At 48.9% G+C, this 19,928-nt stretch carries 17 protein-coding genes; 13 read left to right on the top strand and 4 right to left on the bottom strand.

Annotated features, from left to right (window positions below; all coding sequences use genetic code 11):
* The first annotated feature begins 86 nt into the window (after positions 1–86).
* From CWE06_RS03555 to CWE06_RS03595, 9 genes are all read left to right on the top strand, one after another.
* Positions 87–536, top strand: a complete 450-nt coding sequence (locus tag CWE06_RS03555) for a MerR family transcriptional regulator (protein WP_241972458.1) — start codon at positions 87–89, stop codon at positions 534–536.
* Positions 533–1,705, top strand: coding sequence for an isovaleryl-CoA dehydrogenase (locus CWE06_RS03560; RefSeq protein ID WP_126791214.1), 1,173 nt, complete (start codon positions 533–535; stop codon positions 1,703–1,705). The genes CWE06_RS03555 and CWE06_RS03560 overlap by 4 nt, the downstream gene beginning before the upstream one ends.
* Positions 1,706–1,718: 13 nt before the next feature.
* Positions 1,719–3,326 (top strand): carboxyl transferase domain-containing protein, encoded by a 1,608-nt coding sequence (locus tag CWE06_RS03565; RefSeq protein ID WP_126791215.1) that lies wholly within the window; start codon positions 1,719–1,721, stop codon positions 3,324–3,326.
* An 11-nt stretch (positions 3,327–3,337) separates the two neighbouring features.
* The gene (locus CWE06_RS03570) at positions 3,338–4,150 is read left to right on the top strand and encodes an enoyl-CoA hydratase/isomerase family protein (protein ID WP_126791217.1); all 813 of its coding nucleotides are present in this window, start codon (positions 3,338–3,340) and stop codon (positions 4,148–4,150) included.
* On the top strand, positions 4,147–6,123 hold the full coding sequence (locus CWE06_RS03575) for an acetyl/propionyl/methylcrotonyl-CoA carboxylase subunit alpha (protein ID WP_126791219.1): 1,977 nt from the start codon (positions 4,147–4,149) through the stop codon (positions 6,121–6,123). Before CWE06_RS03570 ends, CWE06_RS03575 begins: the two co-directional genes overlap by 4 nt.
* 12 nt (positions 6,124–6,135) lie before the next feature.
* Positions 6,136–7,029, top strand: coding sequence for a hydroxymethylglutaryl-CoA lyase (locus tag CWE06_RS03580; protein ID WP_126791221.1), 894 nt, complete (start codon positions 6,136–6,138; stop codon positions 7,027–7,029).
* Between the two features lie 60 nt (positions 7,030–7,089).
* Positions 7,090–9,045, top strand: coding sequence for an acetoacetate--CoA ligase (locus CWE06_RS03585; RefSeq protein WP_126791223.1), 1,956 nt, complete (start codon positions 7,090–7,092; stop codon positions 9,043–9,045).
* Between the two features lie 162 nt (positions 9,046–9,207).
* Entirely contained in the window at positions 9,208–11,403 is a 2,196-nt protein-coding gene (locus CWE06_RS03590; protein WP_126791225.1) for a putative bifunctional diguanylate cyclase/phosphodiesterase, read from the top strand.
* 72 nt (positions 11,404–11,475) lie between these two features.
* A complete protein-coding gene (locus CWE06_RS03595) occupies positions 11,476–13,125 on the top strand; it encodes an electron transfer flavoprotein-ubiquinone oxidoreductase (RefSeq protein ID WP_126791538.1) in 1,650 nt (549 codons plus the stop codon).
* A 102-nt stretch (positions 13,126–13,227) separates the two neighbouring features.
* On the opposite strand, the gene CWE06_RS03600 is transcribed toward CWE06_RS03595, so the two are convergent.
* Both CWE06_RS03600 and CWE06_RS03605 read right to left on the bottom strand, forming a co-directional pair.
* Positions 13,228–13,767 carry an NUDIX hydrolase gene (locus CWE06_RS03600; RefSeq protein ID WP_157981121.1) on the bottom strand — a complete coding sequence of 180 codons (540 nt, stop codon included), beginning with the start codon at positions 13,765–13,767 and terminating at the stop codon, positions 13,228–13,230.
* Positions 13,764–14,735, bottom strand: coding sequence for a hypothetical protein (locus tag CWE06_RS03605; protein ID WP_126791229.1), 972 nt, complete (start codon positions 14,733–14,735; stop codon positions 13,764–13,766). Before CWE06_RS03605 ends, CWE06_RS03600 begins: the two co-directional genes overlap by 4 nt.
* 283 nt (positions 14,736–15,018) lie before the next feature.
* Between CWE06_RS03605 and CWE06_RS03610 the strand changes: the two genes are divergently transcribed.
* Complete coding sequence (locus tag CWE06_RS03610) at positions 15,019–15,429, top strand: H-NS family histone-like protein (protein ID WP_126791231.1); 411 nt, start codon at positions 15,019–15,021, stop codon at positions 15,427–15,429.
* Between the two features lie 129 nt (positions 15,430–15,558).
* Here CWE06_RS03610 and CWE06_RS03615 read toward each other — a convergent pair whose 3' ends face one another.
* On the bottom strand, positions 15,559–16,185 hold the full coding sequence (locus tag CWE06_RS03615; RefSeq protein WP_126791233.1) for a DUF4097 family beta strand repeat-containing protein: 627 nt from the start codon (positions 16,183–16,185) through the stop codon (positions 15,559–15,561).
* A 195-nt stretch (positions 16,186–16,380) separates the two neighbouring features.
* On the opposite strand from CWE06_RS03615, the gene tsaA reads away from it, so the two are divergent.
* A complete protein-coding gene (gene tsaA / locus CWE06_RS03620) occupies positions 16,381–17,100 on the top strand; it encodes a tRNA (N6-threonylcarbamoyladenosine(37)-N6)-methyltransferase TrmO (RefSeq protein ID WP_126791235.1) in 720 nt (239 codons plus the stop codon).
* An 84-nt stretch (positions 17,101–17,184) separates the two neighbouring features.
* Positions 17,185–18,906, top strand: coding sequence for a proline--tRNA ligase (locus CWE06_RS03625; protein ID WP_126791237.1), 1,722 nt, complete (start codon positions 17,185–17,187; stop codon positions 18,904–18,906).
* 114 nt (positions 18,907–19,020) lie between these two features.
* Here the strand turns inward: CWE06_RS03625 and gpt are convergent, their stop codons facing one another.
* Positions 19,021–19,506 carry a xanthine phosphoribosyltransferase gene (gene gpt, locus CWE06_RS03630; protein ID WP_126791239.1) on the bottom strand — a complete coding sequence of 162 codons (486 nt, stop codon included), beginning with the start codon at positions 19,504–19,506 and terminating at the stop codon, positions 19,021–19,023.
* A 100-nt stretch (positions 19,507–19,606) separates the two neighbouring features.
* Between gpt and CWE06_RS03635 the strand changes: the two genes are divergently transcribed.
* Positions 19,607–19,927, top strand: a complete 321-nt coding sequence (locus CWE06_RS03635; RefSeq protein WP_126791240.1) for a 2Fe-2S iron-sulfur cluster-binding protein — start codon at positions 19,607–19,609, stop codon at positions 19,925–19,927.
* Position 19,928 lies beyond the last annotated feature (1 nt).

Here is a 19,928-nt window from a genome sequence, read left to right on the forward strand (position 1 = left end):
ATGCTCAGCACTTTACGTTAACGTAAACTTCGTGATAGCTTAACGCCTGTGAATGCCTCATGGCAAGTGACCATTGGATTCGAATCATGAATAAACCGCAAATTGACACGCCTGAGTTTGAAACTAGCCCAGAACGGGTGCGGCGAACTCAAGACACATTTAGCATCGGCGACCTTGCTCGCGAGTTTGATATTACCACGCGCAGCATTCGTTTCTACGAAGACCAAGGCTTACTTATCCCAGAGCGTCGCGGCCAAACGCGTATCTACCATCAAAAAGACCGAGTGCGGTTAAAACTCATTCTACGTGGCAAACGTTTAGGCTTTACCCTCGCGGAAACCAAAACCTTGTTCGATATGTATGACCGTGACGGTAGTAGCGTGAATCAATTACAAACCATGTTGCGTTTAATTGAAGACAAAAAATCAGCGCTACGCCAGCAATTAGAAGATATTAAAGTTGTTTTGCACGAGCTCACTGCGGTTGAAGCCGGCTGCCGTGCGGAACTCAATGAAAAATCCAAGGAGTCGTTATGATCAGCACCTATAAACCATTTAATTTTGACCTCGGCGAAACAGCAGACATGATTCGTGAGCAAGTCAATGCTTTTGCTCGTGATGAAATCGCTCCGCGCGCGGCTCAAATCGATGAAAAAAATGAGTTTCCTGCTGATTTATGGCGCAAGTTTGGTGACATGGGGTTGCTCGGCATTACTGTCCCTGAAGAATTTGGTGGCTCAGACATGGGTTACCTCGAGCACGTTATCGCTATGGAAGAGATCAGCCGTGCATCAGCATCGGTAGGCCTCAGCTATGGTGCTCATTCAAACCTGTGTGTGAACCAAATTAAAATCAACGGCTCGCAAGCGCAAAAAGAGAAATACTTACCTAAGTTAGTCAGCGGTGAACACGTTGGTGCGTTGGCTATGAGTGAGCCAAACGCTGGTTCTGACGTCGTCAGCATGAAACTGCATGCGAAGAAAGACGGTGATCACTACATTCTAAACGGTAACAAAATGTGGATTACCAACGGTCCTGATGCTGACGTTTTGGTGGTTTACGCGAAAACCGAGCCGGGTTCTGGTTCAAAAGGTATTACTGCTTTCATTATCGAAAAAGACAACACCCCTGGTTTTAGCACGGCGCAAAAGCTGGACAAGCTCGGTATGCGCGGTTCGAATACCTGTGAGCTAGTGTTCGAAGACGCTCGCGTCCCTGCCGAAAATATCTTGGGTGAACTGAATCAGGGCGTCAAAGTTTTAATGAGCGGCCTTGATTACGAGCGTGCAGTGCTGGCTGCGGGTCCATTAGGTATTATGCAAGCCTGTATGGACGTGGTCGTACCGTATATTCACGAACGTGAGCAATTCGGTCAGTCCATCGGTCAATTCCAGTTAGTGCAAGGTAAAGTTGCTGACATGTACACGCAAATGAACGCTGCACGTGCATACGTCTACGCCGTTGCGAAGGCCTGTGATCGCGGTGAAACCACTCGTAAAGACGCTGCCGGTGCCATTCTTTATGCTGCCGAACTGGCGACAAAAATGGCGCTCGACGCCATTCAATTGCTCGGTGGTAACGGCTACATCAATGAGTACCCGACAGGTCGATTATTGCGGGATGCTAAACTCTATGAAATTGGTGCCGGCACCTCGGAAATTCGCCGTATGTTGATCGGCCGTGAGTTATTTACCGAATCCAAATAAAAGGAACCGAACTGTGGCTATCCTTACTAGTAAAGTGAATCCTCGCGATGAGGGCTTTTTAGCCAACCGCGAAGCCATGCTTGATGTGCTTGCTGACTTACAAGCCAAAGCCGAACAAATTAAACAAGGTGGCGGTAAAAGCTACCAAGAGCGCCATGTGGCGCGAGGTAAATTACTGGCACGTGACCGTATCCAGCGCTTACTCGATGCCGGCTCGCCGTTTCTTGAAATTGGTCAATTTGCCGCGTGGGAAGTCTACGAAGACTACGTACCTGCAGCGGGCGTTGTGGCTGGTATTGGCCGCGTGAGCGGCACGGAATGTATGATCGTCGCCAATGACGCGACCGTGAAAGGTGGAACCTATTATCCGCTGACCGTGAAGAAGCATTTGCGCGCCCAAGAAATCGCCGAGCGCTGTCACCTACCATGTATTTACTTAGTCGACTCGGGCGGTGCGAATTTGCCACGCCAAGACGAAGTCTTTCCAGACCGTGATCACTTTGGCCGTATCTTCTTTAATCAAGCTAATATGTCGGCCAAAGGCATTCCCCAAATCGCTGTGGTTATGGGGTTATGCACTGCCGGCGGCGCCTACGTGCCGGCCATGGCGGATGAATCAATTATCGTTAAAGAACAAGGCACGATTTTCCTTGCTGGCCCACCATTGGTGAAAGCGGCAACCGGTGAAGAAGTCAGCGCTGAAGAGCTTGGTGGCGCCGATGTGCACACACGTATTTCTGGCGTGGCTGACCATTTTGCCTTAAACGACGAACATGCCCTTGAACTCGCACGACGCTCAGTGTCGCGCCTTAATCGTCCGGAAAAAGCCAAGCTTGATGTCGCTGAAGTGAAGCCGCCGCGATACCCCGCCGAAGAGATTTATGGCATTGTCGGTACCGATTTACGTAAGCCGTACGACGTGCGTGAAGTGATTGCCCGCATTGTCGACGACTCTGATTTTGACGAGTTCAAACAAAACTACGGTAATACACTGGTAACTGGTTTTGCCCGCATTCATGGTTTCCTCGTGGGCATTGTCGCCAACAACGGTATTTTGTTCTCCGAATCGGCGCAAAAAGGCGCACACTTCATTGAGCTCTGCGCTCAACGCAAAATCCCGCTGGTGTTTTTACAGAACATTACCGGCTTCATGGTCGGTAAAAAATACGAAGCCGAAGGTATTGCCAAGCATGGCGCGAAAATGGTGACCGCCGTCAGTTGTGCGAAAGTGCCGAAATTTACAGTCTTGATTGGTGGTAGCTATGGTGCCGGTAACTATGGCATGTGTGGCCGCGCTTACGACCCAACTTTAATGTTTATGTGGCCGAATGCGCGTATTTCCGTCATGGGCGGTGAGCAAGCCGCTGGCGTGATGGCGCAAGTCACTCGCGACGGTAAAGAGCGTAAAGGCGAGAGCTGGAGCAAAGAAGATGAAGCCAGCTTTAAGCAGCCGATTATCGACACCTATGAGCAGCAAGGCCACCCCTATTATGCCTCTGCCCGCCTCTGGGATGACGGTGTCATTGACCCTGCGCAGACCCGCACCGTGCTAGCACTGAGCCTAAGCGCAGCCCTTAATGCACCAATCGAAGACACCCGCTTCGGTGTCTTCCGCATGTAATGGAGGGTCTCATGTCTACTGAATATACCCAGCTCGTCATTGACGAGCGCGGCGTGGCAACGTTGACGATGAATCGTCCGGACGTGCACAACGCGTTTGACGATGTCATGATCGCGGAATTACGCCAAGCATTGCAGCAAGTTGCCGAACACAACGACGCCCGCGTACTCGTCTTGCGTGCCAATGGTAAAAACTTTTCAGCCGGAGCGGATCTGAACTGGATGCGCTCGATGGCGACGAAAAACTACCAAGAAAATGTCGAAGACGCTGGTCATTTGGGCGCTTTGATGTGGGAGTTGGATCAGCTCCCATTACCAACTATCGCGCTGGTCAATGGCGCTGCGTTTGGTGGTGCGGTTGGTTTAGTGGCCTGCTGTGACATGGCCATTGCCGATGAGCGCGCGAGTTTTTGTTTATCGGAAGTGAAAATCGGTTTAATTCCAGCGGTTATCAGCCCCTACGTTGTCCGTGCACTTGGTGAGCCAGCGGCGCGCCGCTATATGCTGACTGCTGAGCGTTTCTTTGCCATGGAAGCGCAGCGTTTAGGTTTAGTCGACATCGTCACGACAGACTCCCTCGACGAGGCGCTGGAGCCATTATTAACGGCCCTGTTAGCGAACAGCCCGGCGGCAGTGCAAGCCTGTAAACGTTTAATTCATCATGTTAGTAATCACCCACTCGACCCAGAAGTCGTTGCCGAAACCGCCCGTCGCATTGCTGCAATTCGGGTATCAGCAGAAGGTCAAGAAGGGTTAAGTTCATTTTTAGAGAAACGCGCGCCAGCCTGGCAACAATCGAACAAAAAAGATGGAGGCCACGCATGAGCCAGTCAATTCACAAAATTCTGATTGCCAACCGTGGTGAAATTGCCTGTCGTGTCATTCGCACCGCTCGTGACATGGGGATTAAAACAGTCGCCGTATTTTCTGATGCCGATCGCAACGCTCAACATGTTCTGCAAGCTGACGAAGCAGTTTACATTGGCGGCTCGGCCAGCAGTGAGTCGTACTTACGCGCCAACAAGATTATTGCCGCAGCAAAGAAGACCGGTGCGCAAGCTATTCACCCCGGTTACGGCTTTTTGTCAGAAAACGAATCATTTGCCGAAGCGTTGGCTGACGCGGGTCTGATCTTTATCGGTCCACCGGTTCCAGCCATTGCCGCGATGGGTTCTAAAAGCGCAGCAAAAAACATTATGCAAGACGCTGGTGTACCGTTAGTTCCTGGCTATCACGGCGACGATCAAAGCGCCGAGCTTTTGGCAGATGAAGCTGAAAAAATTGGCTATCCGGTGCTGTTAAAAGCGGCCTATGGTGGTGGTGGCAAAGGCATGCGCGTGGTCGAAAAAGCCAGTGATTTCGCTGAAGCGCTCGCCTCGGCCAAGCGCGAAGCAAAAGCCGCGTTTAGCAACGACAAAATGTTGGTAGAAAAATACATCACCCGCCCCCGCCACGTTGAAATTCAGGTCTTCTGTGATCAACATGGCAATGCGATTTATTTAGCCGAGCGCGACTGCTCGGTTCAGCGTCGTCATCAGAAAGTCATTGAAGAAGCTCCGGCACCTGGTTTAACCGCTGAAACTCGCCGTGCCATGGGTGAAGCAGCAGTACGTGCCGCGCAAGCGATTGACTACGTCGGGGCTGGAACTGTTGAATTCCTGTTCGACGAAGATCAAAGCTTTTACTTCATGGAAATGAATACTCGTCTACAAGTTGAGCACCCCGTCACTGAAATGATTACCGGTGTTGACTTAGTCGAGTGGCAAATTCGGGTTGCCGCTGGCGAAGTCTTGCCCATGCAACAAGACGAGCTAGTACTGGACGGTCACGCCTTTGAAGCGCGTATTTATGCAGAGAATGCCGACGACAACTTTATGCCCAGTACCGGAACTGTCGCCTTTTTGCGTCACCCCGAAGCCTCCCCATACTCGCGTTGGGACTCCGGTATTGTGGCTGGCGACGAAGTAACGACCTTCTACGACCCCATGATCGCCAAACTCATTGTTTGGGACGAAGATCGCGAGAGTGCTTTGCGGCGGTTAGCCAATGCCCTACGCGAAACCCGGATTGCCGGTGTGACCACCAATACCGACTATTTACATCGGATTGCGACTCATCCAGCCTTTGTAAAAGCTGAACTCACCACTCGCTTTATCGAGCAATATGGCGACGATCTGCAGCAAACTGAGTTTAATCTCAGCACCGACCAAGCTCTGCTCATTATTGCTGCATTCCGTATTCAGCAACAGCAAGCCAATACCGTGTCGACCGACCCATGGGCGGCGACGAGCGGTTGGCGCATGAATGCCGCGGCGAAACATCATGTGGCATTAACCCCTAAAGGTAGCGAAAGCCATGTCGTGCTCGACTTACAACAACATGGCGAGCGTTTCCATTGGCCACTGCACAATTTAGATGTAGCGTTTACCGCCGACGGAGCTGTGTTGCTCGACGACCAACGCTTACCCGTTGAAGTGGCTGAGGTGAACGGCGAATATTCCTTGTTTACCGACTATGGTCGCTTCCAAGCCACACTCTTTGACGAGTTGGCTGAATTAGCTCATGACGAAGAAGCTGGCAGCCTGACTGCGCCAATGAACGGCACGATTGTTGCCGTCAACGTTGCCGCTGGCGACACCGTTAACGAAGGCCAAGCCTTGGTTGTCATGGAAGCAATGAAAATGGAATACACCATTCGTGCGCCGTTTGCTGGCACGGTCGAACAAGTTTTCTTCCAAGCTGGCGAATTGGTTAGTGATGGCGCGGAATTAATTAGTCTTAGCGCTGCGGACGAATAAGGAGTCAACGTCATGGCATTACCGAAACACGTTCGTATTGTTGAAGTTGGCCCACGCGACGGCTTGCAGAATGAAAAAGCTGTTACCACTGCTGCCAAAGTGGCGTTAATCAATGCATTAAGCGCCTCTGGCTTGAGGACCATTGAGGCTGGCAGTTTCGTCAGCCCCAAATGGGTACCGCAAATGGCCGACAGCGCCGATGTCATGACCCAGATACAACGCGCCAGTGGCGTTACCTATTCGGCACTCACGCCAAACCTGAAAGGCTTTGAGTTAGCAATGGCAGCGCGCGCCGATGAAGTTGCTGTGTTTGGTGCCGCATCAGAGGCATTTAGTCAGAAGAACATTAACTGCTCGATTGACGAGTCGCTTGAGCGATTTGCGCCGGTTATGGCCGCTGCTAAAGCTGCTAATATCCGTGTCCGCGGCTATGTGTCCTGTGTGCTCGGCTGCCCCTACCAAGGGGAAGTGCCGTTGACCGACGTCGTACGCGTCGCTAAAGCCCTATACGACATGGGCTGCTACGAAATATCACTCGGCGACACCATAGGCGTGGGTACACCTTTGCAAGCCCAGCGCATGCTTGCAGCGGTGGCAGACGTTGTGCCTATCGATAAGCTTGCACTGCACTTTCACAACACCTATGGTCAGGCGCTGGCGAATTTAGCCATGTGTTTGCCGCTTGGGGTGAGCGTCATCGACAGCGCCGTGGCCGGCCTAGGTGGCTGCCCTTACGCAAAAGGTGCCAGTGGCAACGTCGCTACTGAAGATGTTCTGTATATGCTCAACGGCATGGGCATTCGTACCGGCGTCGATTTAGAACAAATTATTGATGCGGGCCAGGTGATTTGTGCAGAACTCGGCACCCAGCCACGCTCGAATGTTAGTGTGGCACGACGCGCATAAATTGCTGCAATTCAATTTTTAATCCAAATATAACAAAAACGCATAGGAATTTAAAAAGTCATGTCTGAAGTGAATAATCCGCTCTGGCAACCCAGTGCAGCCCAAATTGAAAACGCGCAAATGACGCAATTTATGCGCACCGTTGAAGACCAATTTGCGCTCTCGTTTGCCGGTGATTACCACAAATTCTATGACTGGTCTGTCACCCACAAAACGGACTTTTGGTCATTGTTATGGGATGAGTTCCATGTCATTGGTGACAAAGGCTCGATACTGCTCGAAGATGCCGAGCGCATGCCCGGTGCACAGTGGTTTCCGCAAGCGCAGTTAAACTTTGCTGAGAACCTACTGCGTTATCGTGATGACCGCCCGGCCTTGGTTTTTACCAATGAGCATGGCCAACGGCGTGAAATCAGTTATGCCGAACTCTATCGGGAAACCGCTCAATTAGCGGCCAGTTTGCGCGCTGTCGGCGTAAGTGCAGGTGATCGTGTCGCCGGCATGCTACCGAACTACATCGAAACCATCATTGCCATGTTAGCGACCACCAGCCTCGGTGCAGTATGGTCAAGTTGTTCACCAGACTTTGGCGTACAGGGAGTTCTTGACCGCTTCGGCCAGGTTGAACCCAAAGTGCTGTTTACCGTTGACGGTTATTTTTACAATGGCAAAACCCTCGATATCAGCAGCAAAGTTAACGATATTCTGGCTGACTTACCGTCCGTGCAAACTCATATTGAAATTGATTTTGCCGGCATTACGTCACCGCAAGTCGCCCTCGAGCATCGCGTTCGTTGGCACGACTTCCTCGACCCGAGTGCGACTGAACTGACATTCGTTCGCCGCGCATTCAATGACCCGCTGTACATCATGTTTAGTTCAGGGACCACCGGCGTCCCTAAATGTATTGTCCATGGCATTGGCGGTACCCTACTACAACACATCAAAGAACATGCGTTGCATACTGACTTGCGCCGCAGCGATACGCTCTTTTACTTCACGACATGTGGCTGGATGATGTGGAACTGGCTGGTGTCAGGCCTCGCCATCGGTGCCCGCCTAGCCCTTTTCGATGGGTCGCCATTTTATCCGACACCTGCCGCTATGCCGGATCTTATCGATCGCGAAGGGATTACCGTTTTCGGCACCAGTGCCAAGTATTTAGCAGCGCTAGAAAAGGCTGGCGAGACACCGAAAACAAGTCATAACTTAGACACCTTGCGCAGTATTTTAACCACAGGCTCAGTCCTAGCACCCGAAAGTTTTGACTATGTCTACCGTGACATCAAAACCGACGTCTGCCTTAGCTCAATTTCTGGTGGCACCGATATTATTTCTTGCTTTGCCTTGGGTAATCCGATTCTGCCAGTGTATCGTGGCCAATTACAGTGTCGTGGCTTAGCGCTGGCGGTGAATGTATTTAACGACCAAGGTGAGCCGGTTCGTGGTGAGAAAGGTGAATTAGTCTGCGAACAAACCTTCCCATGCATGCCAACCGGTTTCTGGAATGACGCCGACGGTAGCCGCTATCAGGCCGCCTATTTTGATCGTTTTGCCAATATTTGGGCACATGGAGACTACGCTGAATTGACCGCCGAGAACGGCGTGATCATTTACGGTCGCTCTGACGCCGTTCTCAATCCAGGTGGCGTCCGTATTGGCACTGCAGAAATTTACCGACAAGTGGAAAAAGTCGACGCAGTGCTGGAAAGTATTGCGGTTGGTCAGCGCTGGCAAGACGACGAACGCATCGTTCTATTTGTGAAGTTACGCGATGGAATCGAACTCGACGACGGCTTGCGCGCAGACATTAAACAAATCATTCGAGCGAATGCGACACCGCGCCACGTGCCGGCTGTGATCGCTCAAGTTCCGGATATTCCGCGCACCATTAGTGGTAAAATTGTCGAAATTGCCGTGCGCCAAGTTATTCACAATGAAGTGGTAAAAAACACCGACGCGCTGGCAAACCCAGAAGCATTAGAGTATTTCCGTGATCGTCCTGAACTGCAATAAGGTCGCTGATAATCCGCTTTGAGCCGCTGAAAATCACTAACGACAAATTATTCACCAGCTGAGACAGAAACAACTATTTTTCAGTCAGTTAGCGGTGGACAATTGTTGGCGATTCAGGCAATGTTGTACAGACAAGAATAAAAACAATAAATTTGGGTGCACATGCGCAAATTACAGCGACATCGTCACGCGATACGAGCGGCTATTTTTGGGGTCATTATTACTTTAGCTGCCACCCTCGGGCTGCGTATTGCGGACGATCAATCGGTGCAAAAACAACTTAGCCAAGAGCTCACCAACCTGCAACTGGAAATTCGCCGGGAGTTGCAGTTGCACCTGTTTGGCTTCAGTTGGATCAGTCAGAGCGACGCGCAACAGCAAAATTGGTTAAACAACGGTCCAGAAATTTTTAATTATTACCGCCACTTCCGGCATTTATTCTGGCTCAATCAGCAAGGCGAAATTAGCGCCATTTATCCCTCTGAATCCGAAACCGCCACCCATGTATCCGCAGAAACCCTAACCTGGTTGCAGCGATTTAATCACGGTATTCGCTATTTGGTTCCGGCGGGACAGCTAAGTGAACACCCCGCTGACTTGCTGCTGGTCATTCCACAGCATGAGACACCGGCCGTTGGTTATTACGCGGCAACGATTAACATGCATCAATTATTCAGCTTTATTGCGTTAACCCATTTAGCCGAAAATACCGAATTCCAAGTAAAACGGGTCGACGACGAGCAGTTGCTCTTCAGTCATATCCGCTCCTATCAACTGCGAGAAGATTGGGGGCATACTCAGCCATTCCAATTATTCGGTGAAACCTGGGAGTTTGAGCTTTGGCCGTCACCGCAACGATTAGACGCACTGCGGAGTAATTTACCGATTCTCGTTTTTGTGGCCGGAATTCTCGTTACCTGCTTACTGACCTTCGTGTTGTATCTTTTGGGCATCAGCCGCGTGCGCGAAAAGCTCCTGAAAGACGCCAACCGCGAGCTATATGATGAAATTGAAGAACGCGAAAAAGTTGAAAAACGCATCGCTTATCTTGCCGAACATGACCCGTTAACCGGCCTCGCCAACCGGAATGCTATCCTTGCCCAGCTCGAGCGACAGCTCCAAATTAAGCAAGCGAACGCAAAACATATTGGCTTGATGATGATCGACTTAGATCACTTCAAAGAAGTGAACGACACACTCGGTCATAACATCGGCAACCTGCTCCTAAAGCAAGTTTCAAAACGTATTTCCGAAGTCATTTCTAGCCCCAGTATCCTAGCGCGTTTAGGCGGTGACGAATTTGCTATCCTCGTTCCCATTGTGCACAGCCAGCTCGACCTTGAAAAATTTGCCGAAGAGATCATTCATGCTCTCGACCAGCAGTTCAATTTAGAGGGTTACGAAGTATTTGTCACCGCGAGTATCGGTATCGCCCTCACCCAAACCGGTGACGAAGACGGTGAAACACTGATGCGCCACGCGGACACTGCGCTACATCGTGCCAAGCAAAAAGGTCGTAATACATGGCACGTGTATAGTCAGGAACTCCACGATGAGCTTGCCAGCCGACTCGAGATTTCAAAACGCTTACGGCATGCAATCGAACATGAAAAGCTAACCTTGTACTATCAACCGCAAGTGGATATGACGACCCGTAAGATTATTGGTTTAGAGGTACTCGTCCGGTGGATAGAAGATGACGGCACTATCATTGGTCCGGATCAATTCATTCCAATCGCTGAAGATTCTGGCCTTATTTTACCTATCTCTGATTTTGTCTTACAAAATGCCTGTAAACAGCTCGGCCGTTGGCGTCAACAAGGCTTCACCGACTTACGTATTTCGGTGAATTTGTCTGGGCGTCAATTCCAAACGCCAGACCTGACTAAACAGATTCTGTTTGCGATTCGCAATGCCGGCATTCCGGCTGCGTACGTCGAGCTCGAACTGACCGAACAAGTGTTAATTGAGAACCAAGAGTCACATACCCAGTTCATGCACGATATGCGTGAAAACGGTATTACGCTTGCCATTGATGACTTTGGTGTTGGCTATAGCTCACTGAGCTACTTAAAGCATTTCCCCATCAATGCTCTGAAAATCGATCGCTCGTTTGTTAAAGATATTCCTGAAGACAAAGATGACGCGACTATTACCCAAACCATTATTAGTTTGGCGCACAACCTTGACATCGGGATCGTTGCCGAGGGGGTCGAAACCGAAGAGCAAGCGCAATTCCTCATCGAACGTGGCTGCACCATTGCACAAGGCTTTTATTACAGTAAACCGCTGCCAGTGGACGAAATTACTCAGCTATTGTCGCAATCAAATGGCGTAATTCCTGCTAAAATCAGTTAAAATCTACGAAATTTAAACACATTATTCATTCTTTCTTTATTGCAAGGAGTATCCGCGATGGCGAACCATGAAGTGGAACGCGAAAGCATGGAGTTTGATGTCCTTATTGTCGGCGCAGGCCCTGCTGGACTCAGTACTGCATGTAAATTAGCTCAACTCAACCAAGAGCAAGGTGGCGACTTACAAATCTGTGTCATCGAGAAAGGCTCTGAAGTCGGTGCCCACATTCTTTCTGGCGCTGTGTTTGAGCCGCGTGCCCTTGCAGAGTTATTCCCAGATTGGCAAGAACGCGGTGCTCCACTTTCTACTTCGGTAAAACGTGATGACATCTTCATGTTTAAAAACGCCGAGAACGCGAGCAAACTACCTAATTTTATGGTGCCAAAAACCTTCCATAATGACGGTAACTATATTGTTAGCATGGGTAATGTCTGCCGTTGGCTAGCCGCACAAGCGGAAGAGCTTGGCGTTGAAATTTTCCCTGGCTTTGCTGCCGCTGAAGTCATTTACGATGACAACAATGCCGTCGCAGGTGTGATTACTGGTGACATGGGTGTTGGCCTTAATGGTGAACCGAAAGACGGTTACATGCCGGGAATGGAGCTGCGCGCGAAGTACACCGTGTTCGCCGAAGGTTGTCGCGGGCATCTTGGCAAGGAGCTGATTGCTCATTATCAGCTTGACCAAGACAGCACGCCACAGCATTACGCCATTGGCTTTAAAGAGATTTGGGATGTGCCTGCCGAGCAACACGAAGAAGGTGTCGTGGTTCATAGCACAGGCTGGCCATTAAAAGATCACGCCACTGGTGGTGGTTACTTGTATCACGCTGAAGGTGGCCAGGTCTTTGTCGGCTTAATTGTCGACTTAAATTATACCAACCCACATATGAACCCATTTGCAGAGTTCCAGCGTTTCAAGCAACACCCACAAATTCGCAAGGTTTTAGAGAACGGCAAACGGGTTAGTTATGGCGCTCGGGCAATTGCCAAAGGCGGTTTCTATTCACTGCCCAAAATGACCATGCCAGGCGCTGTATTGGTTGGTTGTGATGCCGGTACATTGAACTTTGCCAAAATCAAAGGCAATCATACCGCCATGAAAAGCGGTTTATTAGCGGCTGAAACGATTTTTGCCGCCCTGCAAAGCGACAAGCATGCTGCCGATTTAACCGAGTACACAGAAGCCTTCAAAAGCTCTTGGCTCTACGATGAACTTTACCGTTCGCGTAACTTCGGCCCGGCCGTGCACAAGTTTGGTATGTGGCTGGGTGGCGCCTATAATACGATTGACCAAAACTTCTTTGGCGGAAAACTGCCGTTCACGATTAAAGACACGCAGCCGGATCATGAAGGCATGCAGCTTGCGTCAGCAGCGGCAAAGATAGATTATCCAAAGCCTGATAATAAGATTTCGTTTGATCGCAATTCGTCGGTTTATTTATCGAATACCAACCACGAAGAAGATCAACCATGTCACTTGCAACTAGCCGACGCTTCAATTCCTATCAGCGTTAATTTAGCGAAGTTCGATGAACCAGCACAACGCTATTGCCCGGCTGGCGTCTATGAAGTTGTCACCAGTGATGATGGTGAAAAACGCTTTCAAATTAATGCACAGAACTGTATTCATTGTAAAACCTGTGACATTAAAGACCCAAGCCAGAATATTCGCTGGGTGACTCCAGAAGGAACTGGCGGTCCAAATTATCCAAACATGTGACAATCGTCCTCAATGTAACGTGTGACGACTTACCAAATAGAAAGCTCATTGGTTTTGCCAATGAGCTTTTTTAATTTTAAATTCGGCTGCCATTTTGCTTTGCTATTCACTCTTCGCCGGAACACTTGCCGCTAACATCAAGGCTGCAAGGGTTAATCCGCAGCTAATCTGACCGGTTGCAATTAAGCGAGTCAGTTGTGCAGGTTCAATTAGCTCGACACTATCCACTTCTTGAAACCCTTCCTGACCCTTGGCGACCTGCTCGGCATGCTGACGCTCGGGTCGGCTGTCTGCTGGCAGGACACATCGAAATACATTCACATTGGTCATTAAAATTGCGCTGTTGGGTTTCACTTGACCCAGCGCTTGCAAGTCGCTCTCGCTAACGCGATAGCCGGTTTCTTCAAACAGTTCGCGTGCAGCTGCAGCCACTGCAGTTTCCCCTGGGTCACCGTAGCCACGTGGAGCTTCTAGCAACGTTGTCTCGTGAGCACGCCTTGGCACCTTAACTAACACTAAACGGTTACCGACGTAGCACAGAACCAAAGCACCGTTGTCTGAGTTCTCTTCTTTGACAAAAAACCACTGGCCGCTATTGAGTACGCGAAACCAATTATTTTGATAGACGACTTTTGTTGTCACTGCTTTATTTCCAATCCGATGTAATGACGCAATTTTGGATACAAACCAAACCAATTTTTGCGCGTGAATCCGTCATAGCCTTTGTCGACAAGTTTTGTCTCGGCATAGTTCATTGTTTCCGAATAGATAAACTGCGCTAACTCCCCCGCCCCAAGCGCACTGACGAGTTGAAATAATTTATATGGAATAGCTAAAACCATTAGCTCGCGTTGTAAACTTTTAATCGTTAAACCCGCATCGAGAAGTGACTGCGGTATTTCGGTTAAGTGTTTAATACGGTCTTGTAAAAAACCATCGCCTGCTTCAACAAATAATGAGTGGTATTCTGGGTCGATGACTTCAAGCCGAAACTCTTCTTCTGTCGTCGACGCAAAACGCTGGTTATTCGCGAAATAATCATTGGCAAAATGATACCAGTCAGAGCGGCTGCAGGTACCAGAAGCCCGATGCATAAATAGTTGTCGTTCGCCGTCATCTTTAAAATAATGCGCAAATACTTCCGGGTCAGCTAAACGGTTAAAAATCGCATGCTGCAAACTATCAGGTGCAACTTGAATTGTTTTGTACTGCGGCTGTAACGCCCTCAGTGCAAGTTCAGTATCGCGCAAGCGTTGACGAAAACTACGCACTTGAATCTGCGTAAGTTCACGTTTCATCGGCGCACCGTCTAGGCTAGAAATAATATAAGTAGCTGGCAAAGAATCAAAATAATCATCAAGGCTCATGTCTTGGGTAATATTGAATCCATGAATCACGAGGCGACCAGCACCCTCTTCATTTAGGTATTTTTGGACATTCCGTTTAGCCAGAATTGCCGCTATCTCTCGATTATCAAGAATTGTATTCGGCGAAAGTACCACACCTGAAGCCATGGTTAAGCCGAGTAAGAAACGCTTTTGTAATTCGGTTGCTGGCAAGGCTCGCACTGAATCACAATTAGACAAGTACACTTTTTCTTTTAGCAACATAAACGTGCCTTATTATTATGCAAATACCAAATAGCCATGGTTGCGAGATTCATAATTCTTGTAAGCCATGGATTAAAACAATGTAAATAACTGAAATTAACTTGTCGTCATTTATTTTTTTAGTTTATGATCAATCCAATTAAATGCAGCTAAACGTATTTAAATGAAGTGTTAATATGGATTTACAAACATCGAGCAGTATAAAGGATTTCGGCAGATTCCTTCTACAGAAATTGTAGAAATCAATAGTAGATTCAATCCAACTAAAACAACGGGATACCCAATGAAAGAGTTCACCGATATTCTGACCCATGCCCGTCGCCTAAATGCAGCGACTAAGACCCTAACTTCTGTCGAACTTGAAGATGTGGCGACAAAATTAGCCAGTGTCATTGAGCAACGTAAAGCCGACGAAGAAGCACAGCGTGCTGAGCAAGCTGAAAAATTGGCAGAAGTCGAACGGATTCGCAAGCAAATCGAAGCAGCTGGTTTACGCCCTGAAGACTTTTTTGGCGGTGACGTAGCAACAAGCACTGTTAGCAAACCACGCAAGAAGCGTGCACCTGTCGCTCCGAAGTATGCTTACACAGACGCAAATGGAGAGCGTAAAACGTGGACCGGGCAAGGCCGCACGCCAAAGGTCATTCAAGCTGCTTTAGATCAAGGTAAAAGCCTCGACAGCTTTAAAATCTAATACGCCTGAATTAGACCCTTTAATTAAAAGCGTCTGAGTCGAAAACATCAAAAAGAGCGAAACAGTTCATCTGCTTCGCTCTTTTTTATTTGTTTATACTGTAATTCGATTTATTCGTTTTGGCCAAGTTTAACGCAGACGTACTTCCACGTCGCCAACGCCGACTGTCGCATCAATATTAAACTCACCGTCAAGGCGTAAGTCAGCACTTTCGGTCACCACGCGACGCCGCGTTTCAACTTTATCACTGCCTGAAATTCGCGCTGCGCCGACGCCCGAACTCACATCGACTTTTCCTATAGAAGCCAAAGGTGCTGTTACTTTGATGTCACCAACGCCTAAGTCGACCGTCAAGTGCGACGCGCCAATTACAGCGTTAATCGTACCGACACCTTGTTGAATTTCGATATTCGTTACAGCCGGTAAGGTAATTACCCAAGCAGCATTCACATTGTTCTCTTTAAAACTTAGTGCCAGTGTGCTGTTGTGTTGCCAAATTTCGATGTCGAGATTATCAACATCCGGTTTACGACGAAAGAAGCCATGGCCTTTGACTTCAAAGGTCACCTCAACTTTTGCTTCATTCGAGCTACTCGTGCGCAAGGTAACTTCACCGACCGCATTATTGATCACCACATTTTCAATGCCACCAAGATCAAACGTATGCGTCACTTTGCCGTTATTCGCATAGCTCAATGGCGCCATAAATAGAAACAAAGTTAGTCCTAAAGTGACTATCGTTGCTAGTTTTTTCATTGCTGTTGTTCCCCTTTTGTCATCATGCAATTAAGATCAATAAAGCAAGGTTCAGGCCAAAACGACTAACGTATTGTTTTATAAGAATATTAAATAAATAATAAAGCTATCTCGGCAAGGGTAGCGTAGTCATTCTGACAAAATTATGGTCAAATACATCAAATTCGCCAGTTCATTCTGCAGAAGGCACTCGTCGTGAGCCATTCACCCACAGAAAACAGTTATCGTATTGAGCCGGTCGGTTATATTCGCTCGCCTTATCGACAAAAGTTCGCCATTCCCCGCCAACCTGGCTTAGTTAAAAGTGCGATTGGCACACTCGAACTGGTTGCCCCCTACAATCATCCCGACTGCCTGCGTGGCATTGAGGAATTTAGCCACCTGTGGCTGAGCTTTGTTTTTCACGAGACCGCCGATAAAGGCTGGAAACCGTTAGTCCGCCCACCACGTTTAGGTGGCAATGCACGCAAAGGTGTGTTTGCGACCCGAGCAACCTTCCGTCCGAATGCACTTGGTCTGTCAGTGGTGGAATTAGTCGACGTGCAACTCCAACCGACTCCACGCTTAATTGTCAGAGGCCTTGATCTGCTCGACGGTACACCTATCGTCGACATTAAACCGTATTTACCCTATGCCGACGCCATTACCGACGCTCGTGGTGGTTTTGCTGACGATCGGCCAACAACCGATATGCGGATTGAATTCAGCGCGGCAGCGGAAGCAAGTTTAACGCGTGCTCATCATGTGCCGCATTTGCGCCAGTTAATCTGCGAAGTGTTGGGGCAAGATCCGCGTCCTGGTTATCAACGCGAACAGAATTGGGACAAAGAATACGGTATGCATTTGTATGAGTTTAATATTAAGTGGCGTGTGCAAGAGCAGACAAGTACGGTAATTAGTATTAGCGTCGATTAAAGCAAGTAAAACACTTTGTTGCCTGCGCTCAGGCTGCTAGAATGCGCGTTTATTTATCACCCCATCTGTGCGAGAAAAAATGACATGCGGACGAGTCAGTACCTTCTAGGAACATTAAAAGAAACGCCAGCCGATGCGGAAGTCATCAGCCACCAGCTTATGCTGCGTGCAGGCATGGTTCGTAAAGTTGCTTCTGGCCTTTACACTTGGACGCCGACCGGTTTAAAAGTGTTACGGAAAGTTGAGCAAGTGGTACGCGAAGAAATGGAGCGTGCCGGCGCCATCGAAATTTTAATGCCTATGGTACAGCCTGCCGATCTTTGGCAAGAATCAGGTCGCTGGGAAGATTACGGTCCTGAGTTATTGCGGCTTAAAGACCGTCACATGCGTGACTTCGTGCTCGGCCCGACCCACGAAGAAGTTATCGCTGAACTCGTGCGCAAGGAAATTAGTAGCTATAAACAGCTGCCCATGAATTTGTTCCAGATTCAAACCAAATTCCGCGATGAAATTCGTCCACGCTTTGGTGTCATGCGAGCTCGCGAGTTCCTTATGAAAGATGCGTACTCATTCCATACCTCACAAGAGTCTTTGGAAGAAACGTATCAAGCGATGTACACCGCCTACTGCAATATTTTTACCCGTTTGGGTCTGGATTTTCGTCCAGTCATAGCTGACACCGGTTCAATTGGCGGCAGCATGTCCCACGAGTTTCACGTGCTTGCAGGCTCTGGCGAAGACGATATCGCCTTCTCTGATAGCTCAGACTACGCAGCGAACGTTGAGTTAGCCGAAGCCGTTGCGCCAGCTCAAGCGCCGGCCGCAGCGACCGCAGAAATGACCAAACTTGCCACCCCTGATGCGAAAACAATTAAAGCATTGGTCGAGCAATTTGACGTCGTCATTGAGAAAACAGTCAAAACACTGATTGTCCACGCGGCACCGAGCGAAGAAGCCAATGCACCAAAATTGGTGGCCTTACTTGTCCGTGGTGACCATGAATTAAACGAAATCAAGGCAGCAAAACACCCGGCAGTTGCATCACCGTTAGTGTTTGCCAGTGACGAAGAAATCCGAGCTGCCATTGGCGCTGGTCCAGGTTCGCTCGGTCCGGTGGGTTTGACAATGCCATGTATTGTTGATCGTAGCGTTGCCGTCATGAGTGACTTTGCCGCAGGCGCTAACGAAGACGGTTTCCATTTCTTCAATATCAACTGGAACCGCGATGCGAATTACACCGAAATCGCTGACATTCGTAATGTCAAAGCCGGTGACGCTAGCCCAGACGGTAACGGAACACTGAGCATTGCTCGCGGTATTGAAGTCGGTCATATCTTCCAACTCGGTACCAAATATAGTGACGCCATGAAAGTCGGCGTTTTGAATGAAGAAGGCAAACATCAGACTCTTATCATGGGTTGTTATGGTATTGGTGTTTCACGCATTGTCGCTGCAGCCATCGAACAAAACCACGACGACAACGGCATTATCTGGCCAGCTGCGATGGCACCGTATCAAGTCGTATTGCTGCCAATGAATATGCATAAGTCTGCCCGCGTACAAGAAGTCACTGAAAAACTGTACGCTGACTTGAAAGCAGCAGGCATTGAAGTACTCTTTGACGATCGTAAAGAACGTCCAGGTGTGATGTTTGCTGACATGGAACTCATTGGTATTCCGCATACCATCGTGATCGGCGAGCGGAACCTTGACGAGCAAGCGGTTGAATATAAAAACCGCCGCACTGGTGAAAAAGATAAATTGGCGATTGCCGACGTTGTCTCTTTTGTGCGGAATCTTGCTTAGATAGAATCGAAAATCGAGTAAGTCTTATCTGAAAACAAAAAGCGAGCCAGAGAACACCTCTCGGCTCGCTTTTTTATGTTTCACTTCATGCTTCTAGAACTAGAGTTCTGCCAGTTAGCGGTCTTCACCAGCGAGCGGGTCGACATAATGCAAATGCATGTCCCAAGGAAAATGAATCCACGTTGCTTGCTCTACTTCGCCTTCGTACTCGTCAACTAATGGCATACCTTCTGGCTTAGCATAAACAGTAATGAACTTAGCCTTCGGTAAGCGTTTGCGTAAAAAGCGCAAGGTGTTGCCGGTATCCACCAGATCATCAATCACCAAAAAGCCTTCGCCGTCTTTGGTCGCAGTTAATTCATTCAAGAGTTCAGGCTCTGCCGATTGTTCTTGATGGGCGTAACTGCGCACACAAGCACTTTCGACGAGGCGAATGTTGAGTTCACGGGCAATGATTGCTGCAGGAACTAAACCACCGCGACTGACTGCGATGATGCCCCGCCACTGCTCAGCCGGTAACTGTCGACGCGCTAATTCGCGAGTCGCACGGTGCAACTCTTCCCATGAAACAAAGTATTCCTGATGATCGTGCAATCCCATGCGTGCTCCTTTTATGCTAGCATTCAATTCTTGATTGCAACTGAGTATAACACTAAGCCAGTGCTAATTTTTGATTGGAAACAAATAGGAAAAAAATAATATGCCAACCGCAATAATTATCGATAGTAAAGGTGGTCAATACGAGATAGAGGTTGAAATCGGTCAGAACCTTATGGAAGCCGCGACTGACCAAGGTATCGATGGCATTATTGGTGAGTGTGGCGGCGTCATGTCCTGTGCTACCTGCCACGTTTACGTTGCCCCGGAATGGTTCGACAAGCTACCAGCGGTTGGTGACATTGAGGAGAGCATGTTAGACGTCGCCCGCGATCCGCAGGACAACAGCCGCCTGAGTTGTCAGATTGAAATGACCGAAGAGCTTGACGGCATCGTTGTCCATTTACCGGTGAGTCAGTTTTAAC

The sequence above is a fragment of the Aliidiomarina haloalkalitolerans genome, assembly GCF_003987315.1.
GTDB lineage: Bacteria > Pseudomonadota > Gammaproteobacteria > Enterobacterales > Alteromonadaceae > Aliidiomarina > Aliidiomarina haloalkalitolerans.

Bases quoted from the DNA above. Each gene is read 5' to 3' on its own strand.
- CWE06_RS03555 (WP_241972458.1), top strand. From the start codon at position 87: ATGAATAAACCGCAAATTGACACGCCTGAGTTTGAAACTAGCCCAGAA.
- CWE06_RS03560 (WP_126791214.1), top strand. From the start codon at position 533: ATGATCAGCACCTATAAACCATTTAATTTTGACCTCGGCGAAACAGCA.
- CWE06_RS03570 (WP_126791217.1), top strand. From the start codon at position 3,338: ATGTCTACTGAATATACCCAGCTCGTCATTGACGAGCGCGGCGTGGCA.
- CWE06_RS03575 (WP_126791219.1), top strand. From the start codon at position 4,147: ATGAGCCAGTCAATTCACAAAATTCTGATTGCCAACCGTGGTGAAATT.
- CWE06_RS03580 (WP_126791221.1), top strand. From the start codon at position 6,136: ATGGCATTACCGAAACACGTTCGTATTGTTGAAGTTGGCCCACGCGAC.
- CWE06_RS03585 (WP_126791223.1), top strand. From the start codon at position 7,090: ATGTCTGAAGTGAATAATCCGCTCTGGCAACCCAGTGCAGCCCAAATT.
- CWE06_RS03590 (WP_126791225.1), top strand. From the start codon at position 9,208: ATGCGCAAATTACAGCGACATCGTCACGCGATACGAGCGGCTATTTTT.
- CWE06_RS03605 (WP_126791229.1), bottom strand. From the start codon at position 14,735: ATGTTGCTAAAAGAAAAAGTGTACTTGTCTAATTGTGATTCAGTGCGA.
- CWE06_RS03610 (WP_126791231.1), top strand. From the start codon at position 15,019: ATGAAAGAGTTCACCGATATTCTGACCCATGCCCGTCGCCTAAATGCA.
- CWE06_RS03615 (WP_126791233.1), bottom strand. From the start codon at position 16,185: ATGAAAAAACTAGCAACGATAGTCACTTTAGGACTAACTTTGTTTCTA.
- CWE06_RS03625 (WP_126791237.1), top strand. From the start codon at position 17,185: ATGCGGACGAGTCAGTACCTTCTAGGAACATTAAAAGAAACGCCAGCC.
- gpt (WP_126791239.1), bottom strand. From the start codon at position 19,506: ATGGGATTGCACGATCATCAGGAATACTTTGTTTCATGGGAAGAGTTG.
- CWE06_RS03635 (WP_126791240.1), top strand. From the start codon at position 19,607: ATGCCAACCGCAATAATTATCGATAGTAAAGGTGGTCAATACGAGATA.